Source organism: Pseudomonas simiae, from assembly GCF_000934565.1.
Lineage (GTDB): Bacteria > Pseudomonadota > Gammaproteobacteria > Pseudomonadales > Pseudomonadaceae > Aquipseudomonas > Aquipseudomonas simiae.
In genome coordinates, this window is record NZ_CP010896.1 from 994,380 (window position 1) to 1,017,373 (window position 22,994).

Below are 22,994 nucleotides of genomic sequence, written 5' to 3' on the forward strand. Positions count from 1 at the left end.
TTGCAGGGAAAACAGCAAGCACGCCAGCTTCACTCGATCTGTGTGGGCGGCTCTCTGTGGGCGATTTGGGGGTTAGTGCCGTGGCAATAACGATGCTGCGAGGCCCGATCAGGAGACGTCCTTATAATCGGGGGGAGATTGTAGCGAAGAACGCCAGGGAAATGGGCGTGTTTTATGACTTTTATTAGGCGTTCGGTCAGGCGGCCAACGGCTGGTGCCGGGGCGACCGCGCAGGACGCGGGCTGACGCGTGCGCGGGCCGGTAGCGGGTGGTGCATCCAGCTCAGGCGGATTTCATCGATTTCCACCCATCCGTCCCCTACCGGCGGCTGGCTGCATTCTTTGAAGGCCTGGCAACGACCTTGCGCATCGAGCAGGGCGAACTGACGAAGGGCGGGCTTGCGCGTAAACAATGACCAGAGAAAATGCATGGTGTCTGACCTCCTGAGATTGGGGCCTAGCATGTCGGTCGGGCATGACGAGCTTGTGTATCGGCCATGACATATCAGTGACACCGAACCGCGACAGGCCGCGCAGGTCTCAGGTTGTAACTGGCGCTAGTTCCTGGCACAGGCGCACCGCTATACTGCCCGCCTGTCGGTACCTGATTTCTGGAGAGAAGAGCATGTTGCAACGCCTGTTGTTCGGTTTGATCACTGTGACCAGTTTGACCCTGGTTGGCTGCGCCAACAGCCCGCAACAACTGACCCCGGAACCGAAAATCACCACGCAGCTGGCGCCTGTGGGCCACGGCCAGCCGGTGTCGGTGCGTGTGGTGGATGGTCGTCCGTCGCCGACCCTCGGCTCTCGCGGTGGCCTGTACCCGGAAACCGCCCTGGTCTCGGTGAATGCCCAGGACGTACTGCCCAAGCTGCAGGCCCAGGCTGAAGCCGCCGTGCGTCTGCTGGGGTTCACCCCAAGCGCCAACGCACCGGGTGCGCCGCAGTTGACCATCACCCTGGCCGAACTGAAGTATCAGTCGCCTAAAGATGGCCTGTACGTGACCGAAGCGTCCATCGGCGCGACCTTCAAGTCCGATGTCAACGCCGGCACCCGTCGCTACAGCGGTCGCTACGGTGCGTCCCTGAACCAGCGCTTCGGCATGTCACCTAACCAGGAAACCAACACCAAGCTGGTCAGCGACGTCCTCAGCGACGCCTTGACCCGCCTGTTCAAGGACCCAAGCATCGGTTCGTTGCTCAGCTCGCAATAACCGATTCAGCAAAAAGCCGGGCCCAGTGATGAGCCCGGCTTTTTTTCGCCTCCAGTTTCACGCGGCGGTGTCGATACAGAAATCCAGCAAGCTCACCCCCGTCAGCAGATCGGTCTCCGGCAGGTCCGCATGCTGGTGTCCGCCGAGGGCGCAATACACCAGCCAGTGGCGATCCTGGACGTTGAAGGCCAGGCTGCCAACCAGTGCTTCTTGCTCATCACTTTGGGTGATCAGGTACAGCCGATCCTGGTTTTGTGCGTGCAGCATGACAAGCTCCTAAGCGTCGAAGGGCAACAGAGTGGCTTGTTAAGGTGACGTTCAGGTGACGGCGTAAATTACTGGATACATTAGCCGTTAACGGGGGAGGGAGCATTTACGGCGCGGGAGGCCACTATCGTTCAGGTTTGTATCTGAATCGATACCAAGACACTGTCTTACTGAGGTTTGCGATGGCGCTGCCCGCACTACTGATCAATGTTTTGGCTTTACTAGTGGCCTGCACGGGGGCGGCGCTGCTGTTCATCACCCGCCTGCGCGAACAGCGCGCGATGGCCGACCTGACCGCGCAAGGCGAAGATCGCGCGATCGACCAGCCGATGTTGTTTCTGGATGTACGCACCGAACGGGCGCATCGTCTGGCTTACCGCATTGGGTTTGCCTGCCTGGGGTTGGCGTTGGTCACTTCCTGGCTCAGCACCCACCTCTGAAAACATCGCGAAACGAATGTGTGCGGGCTAGTGTGGGAGCTGGCTTGCCTGCGATAGCATCACCTCGGTGCGATTGATATACCGAGGTGCCTGCATCGCGGGCAAGCCCGGCTCCCCACACAAGCCAGATCCCACATGTTTGATCGGCGTTTAAAGAGGGATTCCAGCTTTTACGCGATACTGGTTGCGCACCGGCGTCGCATATTGCACCACCAGGAACGGTCGGTGTTCGGCCGGGCATTCGTTCAAGCGCCGCTCCCATTCCGTCTTCGCCTTGGCCAGCTCATCGGCCGGGAACACCTCGGCCGCTGTCGGCACCTGCAATTGCGGGTCCGCCTCGCTCCATTGAGCATAAGCCAGGTAATGCACCGGGAATAACCGATAACCACCGAGAATCTGCCGGTCCATTTCTGCGGCCAACACCTTGGTATCTTCGAAACGCTCAGTGATCGGCGGCGCGAAGTTGATGTGGACCCGGCCCTTGTAGCCTGTAATGCCAAGGGCAATGCTCACGTCATCCTCGCCCGGCGCCTTGCTGTAGGTGCCGGTGGTGGCGCGGATGTACAGCTCGCGGGCCTTGGCTGAGTCGCACGGGTCGTATTCGTAGCTGATGGACACCGGCGTCAGGTTCAACGACTGGATCACCTCGGCAAACGGCTCATCCTTGCGGCTGACATGGAACATCTTGAGGATCGCCGACTCGGTGCGATCATCCCCATCCTTGGCGCGCCCTTCGGCCTGGGCAATCCAGATCGACGCACCGTCGTTGCGGATCGAATGGTTGATATACGCCGACAGCAGCTGATACGCCGCCATCTTCTCCTTTCGCCCGGTGATCGAGCGGTGCACGATGAAGCTCTTGTTCAGGCGCATCAGGTCGCTGACGAACGGCTTTTGCAGCAGGTTGTCACCGATGGCGATGCGTGGCGTCGGCAGGCCGGCGTGGTACACGGCGTAATTGACGAAGGCCGGGTCCATCACGATATCGCGGTGGTTGGCCAGGAACAGGTAGGCCGTGCCGGACTTGAGCTGCTCGACGCCGGTGTAGGTCACGCCGTCGGTCGCCCGGTCGATGGTGTGGTCGACGTAGTACTCGACTTTGTCCTGCAGCGTAGCCACGGTGGTGACGCCGGCGAACTCACGGCGTAGTTTGCGGGCGATCATTGGCTTGAGCAGCCAGCCCAGCGCGCCGGCAAAGCGCGGGAAGCGGAAGTGGGTCAGGATGTCCAGAAAGGCCTTGTCACTGAACAGGCGCGCCAGCACTGCCGGGACTTCGCTGTCGTTGTAAGGTCGGATGGTATCGAATTCGCCCATCATGCTCTCTTGTTAGAAACGGCTAGGGTAAGTAGAGGAAATACCAGGGTGCGGCCTGAGTAATGGGCTCAGCCGAAATATAACCCTGTAAATAGACCGGCGATTATACGCACAAGTCACCTTGGAGGCTGCGATGCTGGAAAACGCGACGTACGATTGTCCTTATTGTGGTGAAGTGGTTGAGACAACGGTGGACTTGTCCGGTGGTGACCAGACCTATATAGAAGACTGCCAGGTGTGTTGCCGGCCGATCATTTTCGATCTGCAGGTGCATGGGGAAGAGTGGATGCTCGAAACCCGAAGCGAAAACGAATAACGGATACATCCATGCAGCGAATCTACGAACCGGAAAACCTGATGGAAGGCGAGCTGCTGCAACAGATGCTCGCCAGTGAGGGTATCGAGTCGCATCTGGTGGGCCGTCATTTGCTCGGCGGCACTGGCGAATTGCCCATTTTCGGCCTGTTGGGTCTGGAGGTGGACAATGACCGGGCCATGGAGGCCCGCGAGCTGATTACCGCCTATATCGGTGCTCAGCCGGTGCCGGGTGACGAACCCGACAGCTTCCCCGACGTGCTGGTCTGTTAGGCTGTCGGTCGGTTTATCCAAGAGTCGTGTTGCCCCATGTGTGGACGTTATGCCCTGTTTCGCTGGAATCCCGCCTTTGCTGCCTTACCGGGCTTCCCGGCCGATCAGCAGGCGCAGTGGAACATCTCCCCGAATGATTCGGTGCTGATCCAGCGCGCCACCGCCGGCCAGCGCACCCTGGCCCGCGCCCGCTGGGGCCTTACGCCGCCGTGGTTGACCGATCTTTCGCGCACACCCGCCCATGCCCGCGCCGAAACCCTGGCCGAACAGCCTATGTTTCGCGAAGCGTTCCGCCAGCGCCGCTGCCTGCTGCCCGCGAATGGGTTCTACGAGTGGCGCGGTACGCAGCGCAAACGCCCGTACTGGCTGACGCCGGGGGAGGGTTCCACATTGTTTTTCGCCGCGATCTGGGAAGCGTATCCGGTGCAGGAGCAAGTGTGGCTGAGTACGGCGGTGGTGACCCAGGCTGCCCAGGCTCAGCGTCGCCCGCTGATTCTGGATGAGGCCGGGCAGGAGGCCTGGCTCAACCCCGAGACACCGTTGCATGTGTTGCAAGGTCTATTGGCCAGTGAACCCACCGCGTTGCGCGAGCGGGTCCTGGCCAACATGGTCAATGATCCCAAGCTCAATGGGCCGGAGTGCCTGACCCCGGCTTGAGCCTATTGGCTGTCTGTGGTCTTCACTGGCCTCTTCGCGAGCAAGCCCGCTCCCACATTTGGAATAGTGAATACAGTTAAATGTGGGAGCGGGCATGCTCGCGAAGGCGGCCTCAATACCGCCGCAAATCCCTAAACCTTGAACTGATTGATCAACCTCCGCTGCTGCTCCGCCAGCTTGGTCAAATCCGCACTGGCCGCGCTGGATTCATCCGCGCCGCCTGCCACTTCATTGGCCACCTGGCCGATATTGATCACATTGCGATTGATGTCCTCGGCCACCGCGCTCTGTTCCTCGGCGGCACTGGCGATCTGGGTGTTCATGTCGTTGATCACCGACACTGCCTGGGTGATCGTTTCCAGCGCTTCAGCCGCCTTGGCCGCGTGTTGCACGCTTTCATCGGTGCGGCTCTGGCTGTCCTCCATCACCCGCACCACGTCCCGGGTGCCTTGCTGCAACTGCTGGATCATGGTCTGGATTTCTTCGGTGGCCTTCTGGGTCTTCTGCGCCAGGTTGCGCACTTCGTCGGCGACCACGGCAAACCCACGGCCTTGCTCGCCGGCCCGCGCCGCCTCGATGGCGGCGTTGAGCGCCAGCAGGTTGGTCTGTTCGGCAATCCCGCGAATCGCGGTGAGGATGGCGTTGATGTTCTCGCTGTCCTTGGCCAGGGTTTGCACCACGCTCACCGCTTTGCCGATTTCTTCAGCCAGTGCGCCGATGGACGTGGAGGTGTCGCGCACAATGCGCATGCCTTGGCTCGCGGCTTGGTCGGCATGGCTGGCGGCTTGGGCGGCCTGGGTGGCGTTGCGTGCAACGTCTTGCGCAGTGGCGGTCATCTCATGCACGGCGGTGGCCACCTGATCGATTTCAACCATCTGCTTATGCACGCCCTGGTTGGTGCGGATCGCAATGTCGGCGGTGTGTTCCGATGAGTCGCTGACCTTCTGCACCGAACTCACCACCTGGGTGATCATGCCTTGCAGCTTGATCAAGAAGGTGTTGAAGCCGTTGGCGATCGCGCCCAGTTCATCGGCGCGGTCACTGGTCAGGCGCCGCGTCAGGTCGCCTTCGCCTTGGGCGATGTCATTGAGCATCGCGACCATTTGCTTGAGCGGGCGGGCGATGCCGTGGCCGACCAGCCAGATCACCAGCAAGCCGATACCGGCGATCAGCAGACCGGCGATGGTCATGCCGAAAATGTCGGTCTTGCGCTGGGCCTCCAGGTCGCTTTGCAGCTTCTGGGAATCGGCCATCACTGCGCTGAGCGGCAGTTGCAGCATCAGCGTCCAGCGTGCGTCGGCCTGGCCAATAGTGAACGGCAGGAACAGTTCGATATGCCCGTGTTCCTTGTCGATGTCGTAACGTACTTCACCGGCTTTCAACTGGTTGAGGTTGGTCAATTCGTTGCTGTCGAGCAGGTCACTGGCTTTTTCGCCGAGTTTGCTGGCGTCCTTGGTATAGGCCACCAGGCGGCCATTGCTGGAGATCAGCGCCATTTCACCGGCACCGTTGTAGAGCTTTTGATCGGCGCTGGTGAGCATGTCCTGGATGAAGTTCACCGACAGGTCGGCGCCGACGATGCCCTGGAACGCGCCGTCGATCATGATCGGCTCAATGAACGAAGCCAGCATCACCATTGCATTGCCCACTTTGTAAGGGGCGGGATCGATGGCGCAGGCTTTTTTGTTTTCCTTCGAGCACAGGTAGTACTCGCTGGCGCGCACGCCGGTGGAGAGGATGTTCTGGTCGTTGACGTCGGCGAGCTTGTCCAGGCCCAGGCTGCCATCAGCGTTGCGGTACCACCAAGGTAGGAAGCGTCCGTCGGCGGCCATGCCGACAATGGGGCTGTTCACGTAGGCCGCGTCGTTGTGGTCGATCGCGTTGGGCTCCCAGCCGATGTAGGCGCCGAGGATCTTCGGGTTGCGCACCACGGTTTCATGCAGCAGGTTGATCAGTTGCTCGCGGCTGACTTGCAGGGCCGGCTCGCCCTTGGTGTCTTTCATGCCGAGCAGGGCGTTGGCGGTGGCCAGGCTCTTGGCGGTCACCAATGGTGCTTCCAGTTCGCGCTGGATCAAGGTGGCCTGGGTCTGCGCCAGGGCGGTCAGGCGCTGTTCGATAATCTGTTCGAATTGCACCTGGGTGCGATCCTGCACCATCTCTTGGGTCCGCGCTCCCGCAAACAAGGCGTACAGCACCAGCACCGCGACCACGCTCAGGACAATGGCCCCGGCCAATGCCGCGACAGAAAATTGGATCGACTTGAATTTCATGAAGGCTCCGGGCGCAGGGGAGATAGTCCGCCTTTTTGTATCGGCCACGGGTGTGCAGGGCATTAGGGGGGGGCCTGCAAAAATCTTCGGGGTGTCGCAAATGGAATGCCCGCCGCCGTTGTTGGGGCAGGTAGGGTGTATCCGAAATTCTTCGGTTACACGTCTGGTGTATCTGGCGCGGATACAAATGTGCGCCTACGATACGCGCCATGTTTTAAGGGCGTCTTTCAGGGAGAGTGTTGATGAAGAAATCATTGGTGGTAAGTGGGTTGGTGGCAGCGATGCTGCTGGCTGGGTGTCAGTCGGTCAACACCACCAGCGGCGGCGCCGTTGGGGTAGAGCGCAAGCAGTACATGTTCAGCATGCTGTCGAGCCAGGAAGTCGACCAGATGTATGCCCAGTCCTACCAACAGACGTTGGGCGAAGCCAGTAGCAAGGGCCAATTGGACAAGACCAGCGCCAACGCCAAGCGCGTGCAGGCCATCGCCAACCGCTTGATTGCCCAGGCGCCGACCTTTCGTGCGGATGCCGCACAGTGGAAGTGGGAAGTGAACCTGATCAAGAGCGACGAGATGAACGCCAACTGCGGGCCTGGCGGCAAGATCTTCGTGTACAGCGCGTTGATCGACAACCTCAAGCTCACCGATGACGAACTGGCTGCCGTGATGGGCCATGAAATCGCCCACGCCTTGCGTGAACACGGCCGTGAAGCCATGTCCAAGGCCTACGGGATCGAGATGGCGAAGCAGGGCGCCGGTGCATTGTTCGGCCTCGGCCAGGACAGTCTGGCACTGGCCGATACCGTGGCAAACTACGGCATGACCTTGCCCAACAGCCGCAGCAACGAAAACGAGGCAGACCTGATCGGCCTGGAACTGTCGGCCCGCGCCGGCTATAACCCGAACGCCGCCATTACGTTGTGGAACAAGATGGCTAAAGCCTCGGAAGGTGCACCGCCGGAGTTCATGAGTACGCACCCGGCCTCCGACAGCCGAATCGCCTCGTTGCAGGCGGCGATTCCGAAGGTGATGCCGCTGTACCAACAGGCCAAGAAATCCTGAGCCTAAAGATCTGGTGAAGGTCTAAATGGGGGAGCGGGCTTGCTCGCGAAGGCGTTGGATCAGTCAAATAATCAGTGACTGACACTCCGTATTCGCGAGCAAGCCCGCTCCCGCATTCGATTGGGTTTACAGATTTAGATCCAGCCACTGCTCTGCATGGCCTTGTACACCGCCACGATCGCCAGGATGAAGAACGCTGTTGCCGCCAGTCGACGAATCAAGGTCAACGGTAGTTTTTCCGCCGCAAAATTCCCCGCCAAGACCACCGGCACGTTGGCAATCAGCATGCCCAGGGTGGTGCCGATAATCACCAGCCACAACTCCGGATACTGCGCCGCCAGCATCACCGTGGCGATCTGCGTCTTGTCACCGATTTCCGCAAGGAAGAACGCGATCAGCGTGGTCAGGAACGGGCCGAATTTGCGCGTGGTGCTTGCTTCGTCATCGTCGAGTTTGTCCGGCACCAGGGTCCACAGCGCCGTGGCGCAGAAGCTCGCCGCGAGGATCCAGTGCAACACCGCATCCGAGAAGAAACTCCCAAACCAGGCCCCCACGGCACCGGCGGCCGCGTGGTTGGCCAGGGTCGCGGCAACGATGCCAGCGATGATCGGCCAGGGTTTGCGAAAGCGTGCGGCAAGGATGAGCGCGAGCAGTTGCGTCTTGTCGCCGATTTCGGCCAAGGCGACGATTGCGGTAGGAACGAGCAATGAATCCAGCATCAGGTAGGTTTCCAGGGGCGGGTCGACACGGCTATGACACGTACAGCCTTCCCGCCCCGGGTAAGGTGTGCGTGTCATAGGTCTTGTCAAACCCCGGTCCGTCTGTGCGGACTCCTGGGTCGCATACGCCATGGTCTGCTGACCAAGTATGTTGACGTATGCCGGACGAGCGTGGCGCTCGTGGGAGACTACTCCCCTAGGACGGAGCGGATTCTGCCTAGGCAAAATCCATTCGGCAAGCCTTCTTTTTCAAACGCCCGTCAGCCGCGCTTTGCACGGTAGATGCGGAAACCGTTGCCCTCGGCCTTGATCGCGCACACGCCCAAGTGCTCTTCGATCAGCGGTTGGTACTTCAGGAAACTGTTAGCGACCAAGCGCAGTTCGCCGCCTTTTGCCAGGTGTTTCGCCGCTTTTCGCAGCAAATTTTCGGTGGCGAAATAGTCGGTGTGCACCCCGACATGGAACGGCGGGTTGCTTAAAATCGCGTTCAACCCCATCGGGGCCGCATCGATGCCATCACCGGTCAGCACCTCGGCTTCCAAGCCGTTAGCGGCCAGGGTCAGGCGGCTGCTGGCAGCGGCAAAGGCGTCCACATCTAGCATCGTCACTGTGTTGTGCGGGTAGCGACGTTTGACCGCCGCCCCCAGCACGCCAGCGCCGCAACCGAAATCCAACAGATGGCCGCTTGGCAGCTTGTCCAGGTGCTCCAGCAACAACTCGGTGCCGCGATCCAGTCGACCGTGGCTGAACACGCCCGGCAGGCTCAACACCTTCAGCGGGCCTTCAGCCAGCGGCACCTCGAAGACCTGTGCCAGGCTTTCCAGCTCGACGGCTTGGGGCGCGTTGGCCACGGTGACCTGCCACAGCTGGCAATGCCGCGCGTTGTCGAGCTTGCGCGGTTTGCCGAAAGGGATCATCTGCTTGGCGGCGCTTTCGATGCCGGCTTTTTTCTCGCCGACCAGAAACAATTCGGCGGCGGGCAAGCGTGCAGCCACGGCGTTGAGCAGGTAGTCGGTGAGGTCCTTGGACTTGGGCAGGAAGATCACCGCCGCATCAAATGCGCGCTCCGGCACGTTCACACCAAAGTGGCTGCGCTCGGCGAAGCGTGCATCTAGCGCCGCCTGGTCGCCGGCATGCCAGCTCCAGCCGTGGGCGTTGGGCAGTCGGCCGAGCAGGTCGTCGGCAGGCAAGCCCACCAACAGCAGGTTGCCTTGAAAAAGTTCGGCCTGACGAAGCAGTACTTCACTGCGCGGATCCATGGTCTGCTCCTTGAAAAGGGGCGCAGTTTATCAACTGACGACGCGCAGCGGGGCCCCGTTGAAAAAGCCACGGGCGTTTTCCGCCAGTTGGCCGACGATGCGTTGGCGCGCTTCGCGGCTGCCCCAGGCGTTGTGCGGGGTGACGATCAGCCGCGGGATATCGCCGGCCAGCAGTGGGTTGCCATGCACCGGCGGTTCTACGCTCAGTACATCGGTCGCCGCGCCACCCAGGTGACCGCTGCGCAATGCATCGGCCAGGGCCTGTTCGTTGATCAAACCACCGCGTGCGGTGTTGACCACAAACGCGCCGGGCTTGAGCAGCGCCAGTTCACGGGCGCCGATAAAGTCGCGGGTGTGTTCGTTGAGTGGGCAGTGCAGGGTCAGCGCGTCCACCTGCGCCAGCAGTTCATCCAGCGGCACGCGGTCAGCGCGGGCCGGGCGTCCCGGAATAGCGCCGAGCAGGACACGCATGCCGAAGGCTTCAGCCAGTCGCGCGACTGCGCCGCCCAATTCACCGTGGCCGAGCAGGCCGAGGGTCTTGCCTTCCAGCTCGACAATCGGGTGGTCCAACAGGCAGAACTGTTTGGCCTCCTGCCACTTGCCGGCGCTGACATCCCGTTGATAATCCTTCAAGCGCGTCGCCAGGTTGAGCAACAGCATGATCGTGTGCTGCGCCACCGAAGGCGTGCCATAGCCCTGGCAGTTGCTCACGGTGATGCCATGGGCGCGGGCGGCTTCGAGGTCGACGTTATTGGTGCCGGTGGCTGACACCAGGATCAGCTTGAGCTCCGGGCAGGCCGCCAAGGTTGCTGTGTTGAGGGCGATTTTGTTGCTGATCACGACGTGGGCGCCTTGCACGCGTTCGATCACGTTCTGCGGCGTGGTGTCTGCAAACAATTGCAACTCGCTGAAGCTGTCTCGCAGCTCGCTGAGGTCGAGGTCCCCCAGGTCCAGGGAAGGGTGATCAAGAAAGACGGCGCGGCGATTGTTCGTCATCAACTGTACCTTTTGCGACAGGGTTCGAAAGCGTAATCTCCCGAGCCTATCAGATGAAATAATCAGTTACTTAATGGGAGTGAGCATGTACGCCGCCGAGTTTTTGACCGTAGCCCTGATTCACTTACTGGCGGTGGCCAGCCCCGGCCCGGATTTCGCGGTGGTGGTGCGTGAAAGTGTGACCCACGGCCGTCGCGCCGGGACCTGGACTGCACTGGGCGTCGGTTCGGCGATTTTCCTGCACGTGGGTTATTCGTTGCTCGGTATCGGCTTGATCGTGTCCCAGTCCATCGTGTTGTTCAACGCCCTGAAATGGGCCGCGGCCGCCTACCTGCTGTACATCGGCTTCAAGGCCCTGCGCGCGCAGCCGGCCAAGCCTGCCGCCGAGGGCGAGTTGCACCGCGAAGCGGGCGAACGCACCCCGCGAGGTGCCTTCACTGCCGGTTTCGTGACCAACGGCTTGAACCCCAAGGCCACGCTGTTCTTCCTGTCGTTGTTCACCGTGGTGATCAACCCGCACACACCGCTGGCGATCCAGGCTGGTTACGGCGTGTACCTGGCAGTGGCGACGGCGCTGTGGTTCTGTCTGGTGGCGATGCTGTTCAGCCAGCAGCGCGTGCGCGCCGGGTTTGCGCGGATGGGCCACTGGTTCGACCGCACCATGGGCGCTGTGCTGATTGCGATTGGCGTAAAACTGGCCTTCACCAGCATGAAGTAAACTCGAGTGAGCACCGCACAAATGTGGGAGCGGGCTTGCTCGCGAATGCGCTGTGACAGTCAACACATGCGTGACTGATCCACCGCATTCGCGAGCAAGCCCGCTCCCACATTGGAGCTCGGTAAGGCTTCAATGCTGGCGCAAAGCTAGCATTCATTGGGGGCTGCAAATCATTCCTTTGGCTGATTTGGTTGAAACATAAGGTCTCTACAGTGCAGATCTTGAAGCCAAGACCGTGCAGTCATAAAAGGGATTCGTATGTTGCAGACCCGTGTTATCCCGCCCGCCGAAGGTGCGTACCAATATCCGCTGTTGATCAAACGCCTGTTGATGTCCGGCACCCGTTACGAGAAGACCCGGGAAATCGTCTACCGCGACAAGCTGCGCTACACCTACCCGACCCTGATCGAACGCGTTGCCCGCCTGGCTAATGTGCTGACCGAGGCCGGCGTCAAGGCCGGTGATACCGTCGCGGTGATGGACTGGGACAGCCATCGCTACCTGGAATGCATGTTCGCCATCCCGATGATCGGCGCGGTGATCCACACCATCAACGTGCGCCTGTCGCCGGAACAGATCCTGTACACCATGAACCATGCCGAGGACCGCTTCGTGCTGGTCAACAGTGAGTTCGTGGGGCTTTACCAGGCGATTGCCGGGCACCTGACGACGGTCGACAAGACCCTGCTGCTCACCGACGGCGATTCCAAGACTGCCGAGCTGCCCAACCTGGTGGGCGAGTACGAAAGCCTGCTCGCCGCCGCCAGCCCGAAGTATGACTTCCAGGATTTCGACGAAAACTCCGTCGCCACCACCTTCTACACCACCGGCACCACCGGTAACCCCAAGGGTGTGTATTTCACCCACCGCCAGTTGGTGCTGCACACCATAGGTGTGGCGACCATCATGGGCAGCGTCGACAGCGTGCGATTGCTCGGCACCAACGACGTGTACATGCCGATCACGCCGATGTTCCACGTGCACGCCTGGGGCTTGCCGTATGTGGCGACCATGCTCGGCCTGAAGCAGGTCTACCCCGGTCGCTACGACCCGGAATACCTGGTGGAGCTATGGCGTAAGGAAAAGGTCACTTTCTCCCACTGCGTACCGACCATCCTGCAGATGGTGCTCAACGCCAAGGCCGCCCAAGGCGTGGATTTTGGCGGTTGGAAAATCGTCATCGGTGGCAGTGCCCTCAACCGTACGCTGTATGAGGCGGCAAAGGCCCGTGGGATTCAACTGACCGCCGCGTACGGCATGTCCGAGACCGGCCCGCTGGTGTCCTGCGCCCACCTCAACGAAGAACTGATGGCCGGCACCGAGGACGAGCGCATCACCTACCGCATCAAGGCCGGTGTGCCTGGGCCATTGGTGGAAGCGGCGATCATGGACGCTGAGGGTAACTTCCTGCCCGCCGACGGCGAGTCCCAGGGCGAGTTGGTCCTGCGCGCGCCGTGGCTGACCGAGGGTTATTACAACGAGCCGCAGAAGGGCGCCGAGCTGTGGGCGGGCGGCTGGATGCACACGGGCGACGTGGCCACCCTCGATGCATTTGGCGTGATCGATATTCGCGACCGCATCAAGGATGTGATCAAGACCGGCGGCGAGTGGATCTCCTCCCTGGCCCTCGAAGACCTGGTCAGCCGTCACCCGGCGGTACGCGAAGTAGCGGTGGTGGGCATTGCCGATCCGCAGTGGGGCGAGCGCCCGTTTGCCTTGCTGGTGGTGCGTGATGGCCATGTGATAGGCGCCCGCGAGCTCAAGGAACACCTCAAGCCGTTCGTGGAATTGGGCCATTTGAGCAAATGGGCGATTCCTAGCCAAATCGCCGTTGTTACGGAAATTCCCAAGACGAGTGTAGGAAAACTCGACAAAAAACGTATCCGTATCGACATCATTGAATGGCAGGCGAACAACAGCACCTTCCTGTCCACCCTCTGACCCTCCTCGCCGTGCCCGCTCGGGCACGGCAATGCTCTATCTGGCACCTTTACTTGTGATTTGCCGATTTTCAGCCATCCTTGCCGCGTCGGCCCTCGCCGACATGGCGAAAGGACTGTGGCAGACGGGTTGGTGATGCAAATCACACTTTAGAGGGATCAAGCAGTACCCCCTGCTGGCTATAGTCCCACTCAGAGTTTTTCAAGGATGTTCCGCTTCGGGCCATGAGGGCTCGGCTGCCGAGCGGCATTGGAATCGTTGTATTCCGGCTGTTACACGCATCAACAGAAAGAACTCACTGCCATAACAATAATGCACATGGAGTAGCGTCGATGACCTCAGTAAACCAGTTCTGGCGCCGGGCAAGACTGCCCCTGGCCGTCAGTCTCGCTTCTACGCTCGCCGGGCCCGCATTCGGCGTCAGTTTCAATATCGGTGAAATCGAAGGGAGTTTTGACTCGTCGCTTTCCGTGGGGGCGAGCTGGTCGACAGCCAAGCCCAACAAGGATCTGATTGGCGTCAACAACGGTGGTCGTGGCTTATCCCAAACTTCCGACGACGGTCACCTCAACTTTAAGCGCGGTGAAACGTTCTCGAAGATCTTCAAGGGTATTCATGACCTGGAACTGAAGTACGGCGATACCGGTGTGTTTGTGCGTGGCAAGTACTGGTATGACTTTGAGCTCAAGGACGAAAGCCGTCCGTTCAAGGACATCAGCGACAACAACCGTAAAGAGGGCGCCAAGTCCTCTGGCGGGCAGATTCTCGATGCGTTCATCTACCACAACTACAACATTGCCGATTTGCCGGGGTCGGTACGTTTTGGCAAGCAGGTGGTGAGCTGGGGTGAAAGTACCTTCATTGGCGGCGGCATCAACTCGATCAACCCGATCGACGTGTCCGCGTTCCGTCGTCCGGGGGCTGAGATCAAGGAAGGCTTGATTCCGGTCAATATGTTCTATGTGTCGCAGACACTGACCGATAACCTGTCGGCGGAAGCGTTCTATCAGTTGGAATGGGACCAGACCGTTACCGATAACTGCGGCACTTTCTTCTCTCAGCCTGATGTTATTTCCGACGGCTGCAGTGACAATTTGCGCGTGTTGAACAGTCGTCGCTTCCTGCCTGCCGCAGTACTGCCAGGGCTTGCCGCCAATGGCGTCGACGTCAATAACGAAGGCGTATTGGTGCGTCGTGGTCCAGATCGTGATGCGCGCGACAGTGGTCAGTTCGGTGTCGCGTTCCATTACAACTTCGAGCCGCTGGATACAGAGTTCGGCGCTTACTTCATGAACTACCACAGTCGTGCGCCGATCTTCAGTGCCCAGGGCGCACCGCAATCGAAATACACCGGTGCAACGCCTGGTGTGCCAGCCCAGCTGCGTCCGTTGGTGGTCGCGGGTAACTCCAATTATTTCGTTGAATACCCGGAAGATATTCGTCTGTATGGCTTGAGTTTCTCCACTACCCTGCCTACGGGGACTGCATGGAGCGGCGAGTTGAGCTATCGCCCAAATGCACCGGTACAACTGAGCACCACAGACATTCTTTTCGCCGGCGTAACGCCACTTCCGCCCTTCAACAATGCGTCTGTGTTGAAAGGGACGCCGGGTCAGGACCTGCATGGTTATAACCGCAAGGAAGTCACCCAGTTCCAAACCACCTTCACGCACTTCTTCGATCAAGTCATGGGCGCCAGCCGCTTGACCACTGTCGGTGAAATCGGCGTGACCCATGTCGGTGGGCTGGAAAGCAAATCCGAGGCACGTTATGGCCGTGACCCAGTCTTTGGTCCGGGTTCGCTACCAGGGGGGTTCTGCAACGCGCTCAACAACTCCACAGCACAAGGCGGTGGTTTGCCTAATGCCGCCAGCCTGAATACCAACTGCAACAACGACGGTTACACCACCGCCACCTCCTGGGGCTACCGCGCTCGCGCCATCTGGGAATACCCGGACGTGTTCGCCGGCGTCAACCTCAAGCCAAACGTGGCGTGGTCCCATGACGTCAAAGGTTATTCGCCAGGCCCTGGCGGTAACTTCGAAGAAGGTCGCAAGGCAGTCAGCCTGGGCCTGGATGCCGAGTATCAGAACACCTACACCGCCAGCCTGGCCTACACCAACTTCTTTGGTGGCAAGTTCAGCACGGTGGATGACCGCGACTTCGTCGCTTTGAGCTTCGGCGCCAACTTCTAAGCACACGCATTTCAGGAAGACCAGAACATGAAAATAACCAAAAGTCTGTTGCACGTGGGTGTGCTTGGGCTGTCGATCCTGGCGAGCAACGTCATGGCGGCGGTGTCGGCGGATGAAGCTGCCAAGCTGGGCACGACCCTGACGCCGATGGGCGCCGAAATGGCCGGTAACGCGGCGGGCACCATTCCTAAGTGGTCGCCGCTGCCGACCAACGCGGGTGCCGTCGACGCCCGTGGGTTCCTGGCCAACCCTTACGCCAATGAACAACCGCAATTCACCATCACCGCAGCGAACGTGGAGCAATACAAGGACAAGCTGGCGCCGGGGCAGTACGCGATGTTCAAGCGCTATCCGGAAACCTTCAAGATGCCGGTCTATCCGACCCATCGCGGTGCCACAGTGCCGGCTGATGTGTTTGCCTCCATCAAGAAGAACGCCACCACGACCAACCTGGTGTCTGGCGGTAACGGCCTGGAAAACTTCGAAACCGCCGTACCGTTCCCGATTCCGAAAAGCGGCGTAGAGGTGATCTGGAACCACATCACCCGTTATCGCGGTGGCAGCGTGACCCGTCTGGTGACCCAGGCCACGCCGCAAACCAACGGTTCCTACAGCCTGGTGTACTTCCGTGACCAGTTTGTATTCCGCGACAAGATGAAGGACTACGACCCGAAAAACCCAGGCAACGTGCTGTTTTACTTCAAGCAGCAAGTGACCGCGCCGGCACGTCTGGCCGGTGGTGTGCTGCTGGTGCACGAAACCCTGGACCAGGTGAAGGAACCGCGTTCGGCCTGGGTCTACAACGCCGGCCAGCGCCGTGTGCGCCGGGCGCCGCAAGTGTCCTATGACGGGCCAGGTACCGCAGCCGACGGCCTGCGTACCTCCGACAACCTCGACATGTATAACGGCGCACCGGATCGCTACGACTGGAAGCTGGAGGGCAAGAAAGAAATCTACATCGCCTCCAACAGCTACAAGATCGACGATCCGAAGCTCAAATACGCCGACATCATCAAAGCCGGCCACATCAACCAGGACCTGGCCCGCTACGAGCTACGCCGCGTCTGGCACGTGGTCGCGACCTTGAAGGAAGGCCAGCGTCACATCTACGCCAAGCGTGACTTCTTCATTGACGAAGACACCTGGCAAGCAGCCGTGATCGACCACTACGACGGTCGTGGCCAGCTGTGGCGCGTGGCGGAAGCCCATGCCGAGAACTACTACGACAAGCAAGTGCCGTGGTACGCCCTGGAAACCCTCTACGACCTGCAGTCCGGCCGCTACCTGGCGCTGGGCATGAAGAACGAAGAGAAGCAGGCGTATGACTTTGGCTTCACCGCCACCACCAGCGACTTCACCCCGGCGGCCCTACGCCAGGATGGTGTTCGCTAACCTGCGTTAGCTTGCAAATGTGGGAGGGGGCTTGCCCCCGATAGCGGTGGGACAGTCAAAAAGCGCATTGACTGATCCGCCGCCATCGGGGGCAAGCCCCCTCCCACATTTTTTGTCGCAGTTCTTTTTCAGGCAAATGTTGCAAAGATCTACAAACCCGCCGCTTTTACCGCTAGTCTGCGGACATCTGCAATGCCGACAACAGCCTTCTACAAGAGCCCGGCGATGACTGATCTGTCCCGAATCCAAGGGCCTGCCAGCACGGTCATTCCGACCCTGGAAGGTCGCTTCTACAGGCCACCTCTGCCTGACGGCTACGTGCTGCGCCCTCGCCTGTGCGAACGCCTGAGCGCTGGTCTGGAAGGGCGCTTGCTGCTGGTCAGCGCACCGGCTGGGTTTGGCAAGAGTTCGTTGGCGGTGGAGTTTTGCCAGAGCCTGCCGGCCCATTGGCAAAGCCTGTGGCTGGGCCTGAGCCCACGGGACAACGACCCCGGGCGTTTCCTCGAACGCCTGCTCGACGGCTTGCAGCAATTCTTTCCGCAACTCGGCGCCCAATCCCTGGGCCTGCTGAAAATGCGTCAGCGTCACCAACCCTTTGCCTTTGAAGAGTGGCTGGATGGCCTGCTCGACGAACTGGCTGTCCACCTGTCCACCCGTGCGCCGCTGTTGCTGGTGCTGGATGATTACCATCTGGCCCAAGGGCCGGTGCTCGACCGCTGCCTGCAGTTTTTCCTCAATCATTTGCCTGACGGCTTGGTGGTGTTGGTTACCAGCCGCCAGCGTCCGGACTGGCATCTGGCGCGGCTACGGTTGTCGCGTCATCTGCTGGAGCTGCATGAACAGGACTTGCGCCTGACTCACGACGAATCACTGGCAGTGCTGGATCGCCACAGCAATTCCCTACAAGGTGAAGCCCTCGATAACCTGATCCGCCGCAGCGAAGGCTGGGTCGCCGGCCTGCGTTTCTGGCTGTTGGCCGCCTCTGAAGCCGGTAGCGACGGCGCCTTGCCGCAGAGCCTGCACGGCGGCGAAGGGCTCATCCGCGATTACCTGCTGGAAGAAGTCATCGACTGCCTGCCGGCCGACGTGCAGGCGTTTTTGTACGACACCGCCCCTCAGGATCGATTTTGCAGCGAACTCTGCGACGCGGTGCGTGAAGCCCACGACAGTGCCGAAATCCTGCGTTACCTGCAGGCGCACCAAGTGTTTCTGGTGCCACTGGACGACCAAGGGCATTGGTACCGTTATCACCATCTTTTTTCTGATTTGCTGCGCACACGGCGCGCCAGCAGTCACGTTCTGCCGGCGGCCAGCCTGCACCTGCGTGCGTGTCGCTGGTTCAATGCCCAAGGCTTGATCGATGAAGCGGTGGAGCAGGCGCTGCGCGCCGGCCATCTGGACGTGGCGGCCAACCTGGTACAGAACCTGTCTGAAGAACAACTGCTGGCTGAGCAGAATGTCGGCATGCTACTGCGCTGGAAAATGGACTTGCCCGACAGCCTGCTGATCAGCACGCCGCGCTTGATCGTGCTCTACAGCTGGGCCTTGGGCCTGGCCTGCCAGTTGGATGCAGCGGAAGAACTGTCCAGCTACCTCAGCCGCTTCCTGCCGGCGCCGTCGGCTACCGCGCAGAAATCGATGTTGGCCCAGTGGCTGGCCCTGAGCGGGATCATCGCCCGCGGCCGGGGCGATCGCGAGCTGACCCAGCGCTATTGCAGCGAGGCCCTGGAGAGCTTGCCACAACGGCGTTACGGCCAGCGGTTGATGTGCTTGTCGACCCTGTCCAACCTGGCCATTGTCGATGCCGACCTCTGGCGTGCACGTGGCTTGAACCGTGAATCCCTGGAGCTGGCGCAGCGCGTCGGCAACCCATTGTTCGAAGCCCTGGCCCACTACGACCGCGCGCGAGTGTTGCAAGCGCGCGGTGAGATCCTGCGTTCCCTGGATGAAGTCCGCCAGGGCTTGCAACGCCTGCACGGCTTGGCGCCGCAGCGCTTGTATGCAGTGCGTGCGCGGTTGTCGCTCTACGAAGGTTTTCTGCTGCTGGTGCGGCTCCAGCCCGACGCCGGCCTCGCCCGTTTGCGTGCCGGCCTCGCCGAAGCCCGAGCTTGTCGCGATATCAGCGTGTTGATCGGCCATTGTGTGATCGCCAATTTCGAAGGGCGTCGTGGTGACTTCCCCAAAGCCTTTGCCGAACTCGCCGAGGCTGAGCGCCTGATGCATATCTGGGATGTGCCGCCGATCTACTACCTGGCGATGATCACCCTGATCAAGTGCGAGCTGTGGCTGGCCCAGGGCCGCACCGACTTGGCCGACGCCTGGCTGACGCGCCTGGGGCAAACTTACCATGGCGAACACGCCGCTGCCGCGCCGGAGTTTCACCCGCACCTGCCGCAGCATATCGGGCTGCAACAGGCTGCGTTGGACGCCACTCGCCACCAACCTGCGGCGGCGTTGCAGCGTCTCGAAGAGCTGGCGCTGCAGGCGCATAACAGCGGGCGTCAGATGATCGCGTTGATGGCCCTGACCCAACGGGTGCAACTGTTGCTGGAGGAGGGGCAGGAGACAAAGGCGCGTCCAGTCTTTACCCAGGCCCTTGAGGCCGGCATAGGCGGGGCTTTGCAACCCTTCCAGCGATTGCTGGAAACCCACCCGGACTGGATGCGTGAGCAGCTGGCCAAAGATCCTCACGGCCTGCTGAGCCAGAGCCTGCTGGCGCTGTTACCGGCGGTAGTCGTGGTAGAAGCGGCTTCTACCCATGAGACCTTGAGCGCGCGGGAGCTGGCGGTGCTGCAATTGATCGCTCAAGGTTGCTCCAATCAGGAAATCAGCAATCGACTGTTTATCTCCCTGCACACGGTCAAGACTCACGCGAGCCACATCAACAGCAAGCTGGGTGTAGAACGTCGTACGCAGGCAGTGGCGAGGGCCCAAGAGCTGAGGTTGATCGGCTAGGGATACTCCAGTCTGTTTTAATAGTGCACTTATTCCGGCGATGTTCGCCCGGAAACGATATTTCATTTGCACGACAGGACCCAGAATGGAAACCGCCAAGCCGACCCTCATCCGCGAAACCTTCCCCGTCGGCCCCCTGCAGTGCAACTGCACCATCATCGGCGACCCCGTCAGCAAAAAGGCCATCGTGGTCGACCCAGGCGGCAACCATGAGCTGATCCTGGCGCGGCTCGATGCCCTGGGACTGAAAGTGGTGAGCATCATCCACACCCATGCCCATCTGGATCACTTCCTGGCGTCCGGCCAGTTGAAGGAGAAGACCGGTGCCACTTTGCACCTGCACAAAGAAGATCAATTCCTCTGGGACAATCTGGAAATGCAATGCCAGATGTTTCGCGTGCCCTATACCCCTGTACCTTCGCCGGATCGTTGGCTGGAACATGATGAAGAGTTGGCCTGTGGCTGTGGCGTGGCGTTGCACACACCCGGCCATACGCCAGGGTCGATGAGCTTCTGGTTTGCCGACGCCAAGCTGCTGATTGCCGGCGACACACTGTTCCGTCGCGGTATCGGGCGCACCGATTTGTGGGGCGGCGACCAGGCGACCATCGTGCGCTCGATCAAGCAGCGCCTGTATACCTTGGACGAGGGCGCGACGGTAGTGACCGGCCACGGGCCGGATACCCGGCTGGGCGATGAAATGCGTGAGAACCCATTTGTGCGGGCGTGAAGGGTTCATTGCCGGGCAGAGCGCGTTCTATAACAGGCAAACCTTGTAGCAAAAACTCAGGTCGTGTTCAGTGAGCGTCTGCTACGGTTTCTGTAGTCACGGAATTTTTGCCGTTTGTCGCGTTCCAAACTCGGCACAGGTCCATTGCCAATGTCCTTTGCACCATAGAATGCAAAAGTAGGAGCTCCCCCCATGTTCACTTCGCGTCGTCTGCTTGTTGTCGCTACCTGCGTAGCTTTGTTGTCCGGCTGCGCATCCCCTAACCCTTATGACGGCAGCAGCCAGGGACAGGCGAGTAATGAATCCGGCGGTATGAGCAAGACTGCCAAGTACGGTGGCCTGGGTGCCCTGGCCGGCGCATTGGCCGGTGCGGCCATCGATCACAACAACCGTGGCAAGGGCGCGCTGATCGGCGCCGTCGTTGCGGGTGCCGGTGCCGCGGGTTACGGCTACTATGCCGACCAGCAGGAAAAGAAACTGCGTGAAAGCATGGCCAACACCGGTGTTGAAGTTCAGCGCCAGGGTGACCAGATCAAGCTGATCATGCCAGGCAACATCACCTTCGCGACCAACTCGGACGCGATTTCCAGCAGCTTCTACCAGCCGCTGAACAACCTGGCCAACTCGCTCAAGCAGTTCAACCAGAATACTATCCAGATCGTCGGTTACACCGACAGCACCGGTAGCCGCCAGTTGAACATGGACCTGTCCCAGCGCCGTGCTCAGAGCGTAGCCAACTACCTGACTTCCCAAGGCGTCAACGGCGCCAACCTGAGCGCCCGCGGTGCCGGCCCGGATAACCCGATTGCCAGCAACGCCGACGTCAACGGCCGTGCCCAGAACCGTCGTGTGGAAGTGAACCTCGGCCCGATTCCTGGCCAACAGTACGGACAGCCGGGTGCCCAGCAACAGGCGCCACAACAGAACAACCAGTTCCAGGGCAATCCGTACTCGCAGTACCAGTAAACATTCGTGAATAAAAAAGGGCGCCTGAGTAAGGCGCCCTTTTTTGTGGCTGTCGGTTACATCAATCGATGTACTCGAAGACCTTGACGATTTTCTGCACACCGGAAACACCCTGCACCAGGTTGGCTGCGCGAGTGGCTTCGGCCTGGGTGAGCAGGCCCATCAGGTAGACGATGCCGTTGTCGGTGACGACCTTGATGCGCGAGCCAGGGATCGCGTTATCGGTGAGCATCTGCGCTTTGATCTTGGTGGTCAGCAGCGCGTCGTTGCTGATGGCCAGCAGGGTGATCGGGTTCATCACTTGCAGCTCGTTGTGTACCTTCTTCACGCGCTGTACGGCGGCGGCGGCTTGCTCGGCCTGGGCCTTGAGGTCGGCGCGTGGCGTCTGGCCAGCGAGCAGCACGACGCCGTTAAAGCTGGTCACGACGATGCGCGAAGCACCATTGCCCAGGTCCGGTGCGGCCTTGGCAACGTTGACTTCAACCTTGGTTTCGATCAGCGAGTCATCGATCTTGCTGCCGAAAGTGCGGGTGCCCTTGTCATCCTGAATAGGGGTGTCGCGTGTTGCAGTGATGGCCGTGCTGCAGCCGCTGATAGCGAGGCACAGGGTGATGGCTAAAAGGCTGAGGCGGTTAACGGTCATTCTTCACTCCCAAACAGTTGGCTGTCGATCAGATCGCACAGGCAGTGGATCGTCAGCAGGTGGACTTCCTGAATACGTGCGGTGACTGTGGCCGGGACGCGAATCTCCACGTCTTCAGGCAGCAGCAGTGAGGCCATGCCGCCGCCATCGCGTCCGGTCAATGCTACGACAATCATTTCGCGATCATGTGCGGCCTGGATCGCTTGAATAATATTCGCCGAGTTGCCGCTGGTGGAAATCGCCAGCAACACGTCGCCCGGTTGGCCCAGGGCGCGGATCTGCTTGGAGAAGATTTCGTTGTAGCTGTAGTCGTTAGCGATCGAGGTGATCGTCGACGAGTCGGTGGTCAAGGCAATAGCCGGCAGGCTCGGACGCTCACGCTCGAAGCGGTTGAGCAGCTCGGACGAGAAATGCTGGGCATCGCCGGCCGAACCGCCGTTGCCGCACGAAAGCATTTTGCCCTCATTGAGCAAGGCGTTGACCATGACCTGACTGGCTTGCTCGATGTGCGGTGCAAGTACGTCCATCGCCTGTTGCTTGGTGTCGATACTGGCCTGGAAAAGCTGGCGAATTCTGGATTGCATGTCCATCTGTGTGACCTTAAGTAGCGCGGCTGTTTGGCACAGGAATGTGCAGCCCGCAAAGCAAAGAGCAAAAGTGTGTGGTGAAGA

At 60.4% G+C, this 22,994-nt stretch carries 22 protein-coding genes, 1 pseudogene and 1 riboswitch; of the genes and pseudogenes, 13 read left to right on the forward strand and 10 right to left on the reverse strand.

Annotation, left to right across the window (positions count from 1 at the left end):
• Nucleotides 1-196: 196 nt before the first annotated feature.
• Nucleotides 197-430, reverse strand: a complete 234-nt coding sequence (locus PF1751_RS04460; RefSeq protein WP_010213085.1) for a hypothetical protein — start codon at nt 428-430, stop codon at nt 197-199.
• A 194-nt stretch (nt 431-624) separates the two neighbouring features.
• Here PF1751_RS04460 and PF1751_RS04465 point away from each other — a divergent pair, with 194 nt between their 5' ends.
• Nucleotides 625-1,212, forward strand: a complete 588-nt coding sequence (locus tag PF1751_RS04465; protein WP_010213084.1) for a YajG family lipoprotein — start codon at nt 625-627, stop codon at nt 1,210-1,212.
• Between the two features lie 57 nt (nt 1,213-1,269).
• On the opposite strand, the gene PF1751_RS04470 is transcribed toward PF1751_RS04465, so the two are convergent.
• Nucleotides 1,270-1,479 (reverse strand): hypothetical protein, encoded by a 210-nt coding sequence (locus PF1751_RS04470; RefSeq protein ID WP_021491876.1) that lies wholly within the window; start codon nt 1,477-1,479, stop codon nt 1,270-1,272.
• 182 nt (nt 1,480-1,661) lie between these two features.
• Between PF1751_RS04470 and PF1751_RS04475 the strand changes: the two genes are divergently transcribed.
• On the forward strand, nt 1,662-1,919 hold the full coding sequence (locus PF1751_RS04475) for a hypothetical protein (protein WP_010213081.1): 258 nt from the start codon (nt 1,662-1,664) through the stop codon (nt 1,917-1,919).
• 150 nt (nt 1,920-2,069) lie between these two features.
• On the opposite strand, the gene PF1751_RS04480 is transcribed toward PF1751_RS04475, so the two are convergent.
• A complete protein-coding gene (locus PF1751_RS04480; protein ID WP_029529243.1) occupies nt 2,070-3,233 on the reverse strand; it encodes a 1-acyl-sn-glycerol-3-phosphate acyltransferase in 1,164 nt (387 codons plus the stop codon).
• Nucleotides 3,234-3,366: 133 nt separating this feature from the next.
• Between PF1751_RS04480 and PF1751_RS04485 the strand changes: the two genes are divergently transcribed.
• Genes PF1751_RS04485 through PF1751_RS04495 form a run of 3 tightly spaced genes read left to right on the forward strand, consistent with a single transcriptional unit; the run spans nt 3,367 to nt 4,478 of the window.
• A complete protein-coding gene (locus PF1751_RS04485; protein ID WP_010213079.1) occupies nt 3,367-3,549 on the forward strand; it encodes a CPXCG motif-containing cysteine-rich protein in 183 nt (60 codons plus the stop codon).
• A gap of 11 nt (nt 3,550-3,560) precedes the next feature.
• A complete protein-coding gene (locus tag PF1751_RS04490; protein WP_010213078.1) occupies nt 3,561-3,821 on the forward strand; it encodes a putative signal transducing protein in 261 nt (86 codons plus the stop codon).
• 36 nt (nt 3,822-3,857) lie between these two features.
• Nucleotides 3,858-4,478 (forward strand): SOS response-associated peptidase, encoded by a 621-nt coding sequence (locus PF1751_RS04495; RefSeq protein WP_010213077.1) that lies wholly within the window; start codon nt 3,858-3,860, stop codon nt 4,476-4,478.
• A 131-nt stretch (nt 4,479-4,609) separates the two neighbouring features.
• Here PF1751_RS04495 and PF1751_RS29780 read toward each other — a convergent pair whose 3' ends face one another.
• Both PF1751_RS29780 and PF1751_RS29785 read right to left on the reverse strand, forming a co-directional pair.
• Nucleotides 4,610-5,452: a methyl-accepting chemotaxis protein gene (locus tag PF1751_RS29780; RefSeq protein WP_392397717.1), complete on the reverse strand. Its 843-nt coding sequence runs from the start codon at nt 5,450-5,452 to the stop codon at nt 4,610-4,612.
• Nucleotides 5,453-5,467: 15 nt separating this feature from the next.
• Nucleotides 5,468-6,811, reverse strand: a pseudogene (locus PF1751_RS29785) (methyl-accepting chemotaxis protein); the annotation flags it as partial.
• A 179-nt stretch (nt 6,812-6,990) separates the two neighbouring features.
• On the opposite strand from PF1751_RS29785, the gene PF1751_RS04505 reads away from it, so the two are divergent.
• Nucleotides 6,991-7,809 carry a M48 family metallopeptidase gene (locus PF1751_RS04505; RefSeq protein ID WP_010213075.1) on the forward strand — a complete coding sequence of 273 codons (819 nt, stop codon included), beginning with the start codon at nt 6,991-6,993 and terminating at the stop codon, nt 7,807-7,809.
• A 134-nt stretch (nt 7,810-7,943) separates the two neighbouring features.
• Here the strand turns inward: PF1751_RS04505 and PF1751_RS04510 are convergent, their stop codons facing one another.
• From PF1751_RS04510 to PF1751_RS04520, 3 genes are all read right to left on the reverse strand, one after another.
• The gene (locus PF1751_RS04510) at nt 7,944-8,528 is read right to left on the reverse strand and encodes a TMEM165/GDT1 family protein (RefSeq protein WP_004372026.1); all 585 of its coding nucleotides are present in this window, start codon (nt 8,526-8,528) and stop codon (nt 7,944-7,946) included.
• 88 nt (nt 8,529-8,616) lie between these two features.
• Nucleotides 8,617-8,738: riboswitch (yybP-ykoY riboswitch) on the reverse strand.
• A gap of 50 nt (nt 8,739-8,788) precedes the next feature.
• Nucleotides 8,789-9,787 (reverse strand): class I SAM-dependent methyltransferase, encoded by a 999-nt coding sequence (locus PF1751_RS04515; RefSeq protein WP_010213070.1) that lies wholly within the window; start codon nt 9,785-9,787, stop codon nt 8,789-8,791.
• A gap of 30 nt (nt 9,788-9,817) precedes the next feature.
• A complete protein-coding gene (locus PF1751_RS04520; protein WP_010213068.1) occupies nt 9,818-10,783 on the reverse strand; it encodes a 2-hydroxyacid dehydrogenase in 966 nt (321 codons plus the stop codon).
• Between the two features lie 85 nt (nt 10,784-10,868).
• Here PF1751_RS04520 and PF1751_RS04525 point away from each other — a divergent pair, with 85 nt between their 5' ends.
• The 7 genes from PF1751_RS04525 to PF1751_RS04555 all read left to right on the forward strand — a co-directional run bounded on the left by PF1751_RS04525 (nt 10,869) and on the right by PF1751_RS04555 (nt 21,680).
• A complete protein-coding gene (locus tag PF1751_RS04525; RefSeq protein WP_010213066.1) occupies nt 10,869-11,501 on the forward strand; it encodes a LysE family translocator in 633 nt (210 codons plus the stop codon).
• Nucleotides 11,502-11,759: 258 nt separating this feature from the next.
• On the forward strand, nt 11,760-13,442 hold the full coding sequence (locus tag PF1751_RS04530; protein ID WP_044286650.1) for a fatty acid--CoA ligase: 1,683 nt from the start codon (nt 11,760-11,762) through the stop codon (nt 13,440-13,442).
• Nucleotides 13,443-13,774: 332 nt separating this feature from the next.
• Nucleotides 13,775-15,637 carry a DUF1302 domain-containing protein gene (locus PF1751_RS04535; RefSeq protein ID WP_010213063.1) on the forward strand — a complete coding sequence of 621 codons (1,863 nt, stop codon included), beginning with the start codon at nt 13,775-13,777 and terminating at the stop codon, nt 15,635-15,637.
• 27 nt (nt 15,638-15,664) lie between these two features.
• Nucleotides 15,665-17,029 carry a DUF1329 domain-containing protein gene (locus PF1751_RS04540; RefSeq protein ID WP_010213061.1) on the forward strand — a complete coding sequence of 455 codons (1,365 nt, stop codon included), beginning with the start codon at nt 15,665-15,667 and terminating at the stop codon, nt 17,027-17,029.
• Between the two features lie 225 nt (nt 17,030-17,254).
• On the forward strand, nt 17,255-19,984 hold the full coding sequence (locus PF1751_RS04545) for a winged helix-turn-helix domain-containing protein (protein WP_044286651.1): 2,730 nt from the start codon (nt 17,255-17,257) through the stop codon (nt 19,982-19,984).
• 85 nt (nt 19,985-20,069) lie between these two features.
• Nucleotides 20,070-20,714: an MBL fold metallo-hydrolase gene (locus PF1751_RS04550; RefSeq protein WP_010213059.1), complete on the forward strand. Its 645-nt coding sequence runs from the start codon at nt 20,070-20,072 to the stop codon at nt 20,712-20,714.
• Nucleotides 20,715-20,906: 192 nt separating this feature from the next.
• Complete coding sequence (locus PF1751_RS04555) at nt 20,907-21,680, forward strand: YiaD family glycine zipper/OmpA-like lipoprotein (RefSeq protein WP_021491873.1); 774 nt, start codon at nt 20,907-20,909, stop codon at nt 21,678-21,680.
• Between the two features lie 61 nt (nt 21,681-21,741).
• On the opposite strand, the gene PF1751_RS04560 is transcribed toward PF1751_RS04555, so the two are convergent.
• Together PF1751_RS04560 and PF1751_RS04565 are read right to left on the reverse strand one after the other, a co-directional pair.
• Entirely contained in the window at nt 21,742-22,323 is a 582-nt protein-coding gene (locus PF1751_RS04560; RefSeq protein WP_010213057.1) for a BON domain-containing protein, read from the reverse strand.
• Complete coding sequence (locus tag PF1751_RS04565; RefSeq protein WP_021491872.1) at nt 22,320-22,913, reverse strand: phosphoheptose isomerase; 594 nt, start codon at nt 22,911-22,913, stop codon at nt 22,320-22,322. The genes PF1751_RS04560 and PF1751_RS04565 overlap by 4 nt, the downstream gene beginning before the upstream one ends.
• Between the last annotated feature and the right edge of the window lie 81 nt (nt 22,914-22,994).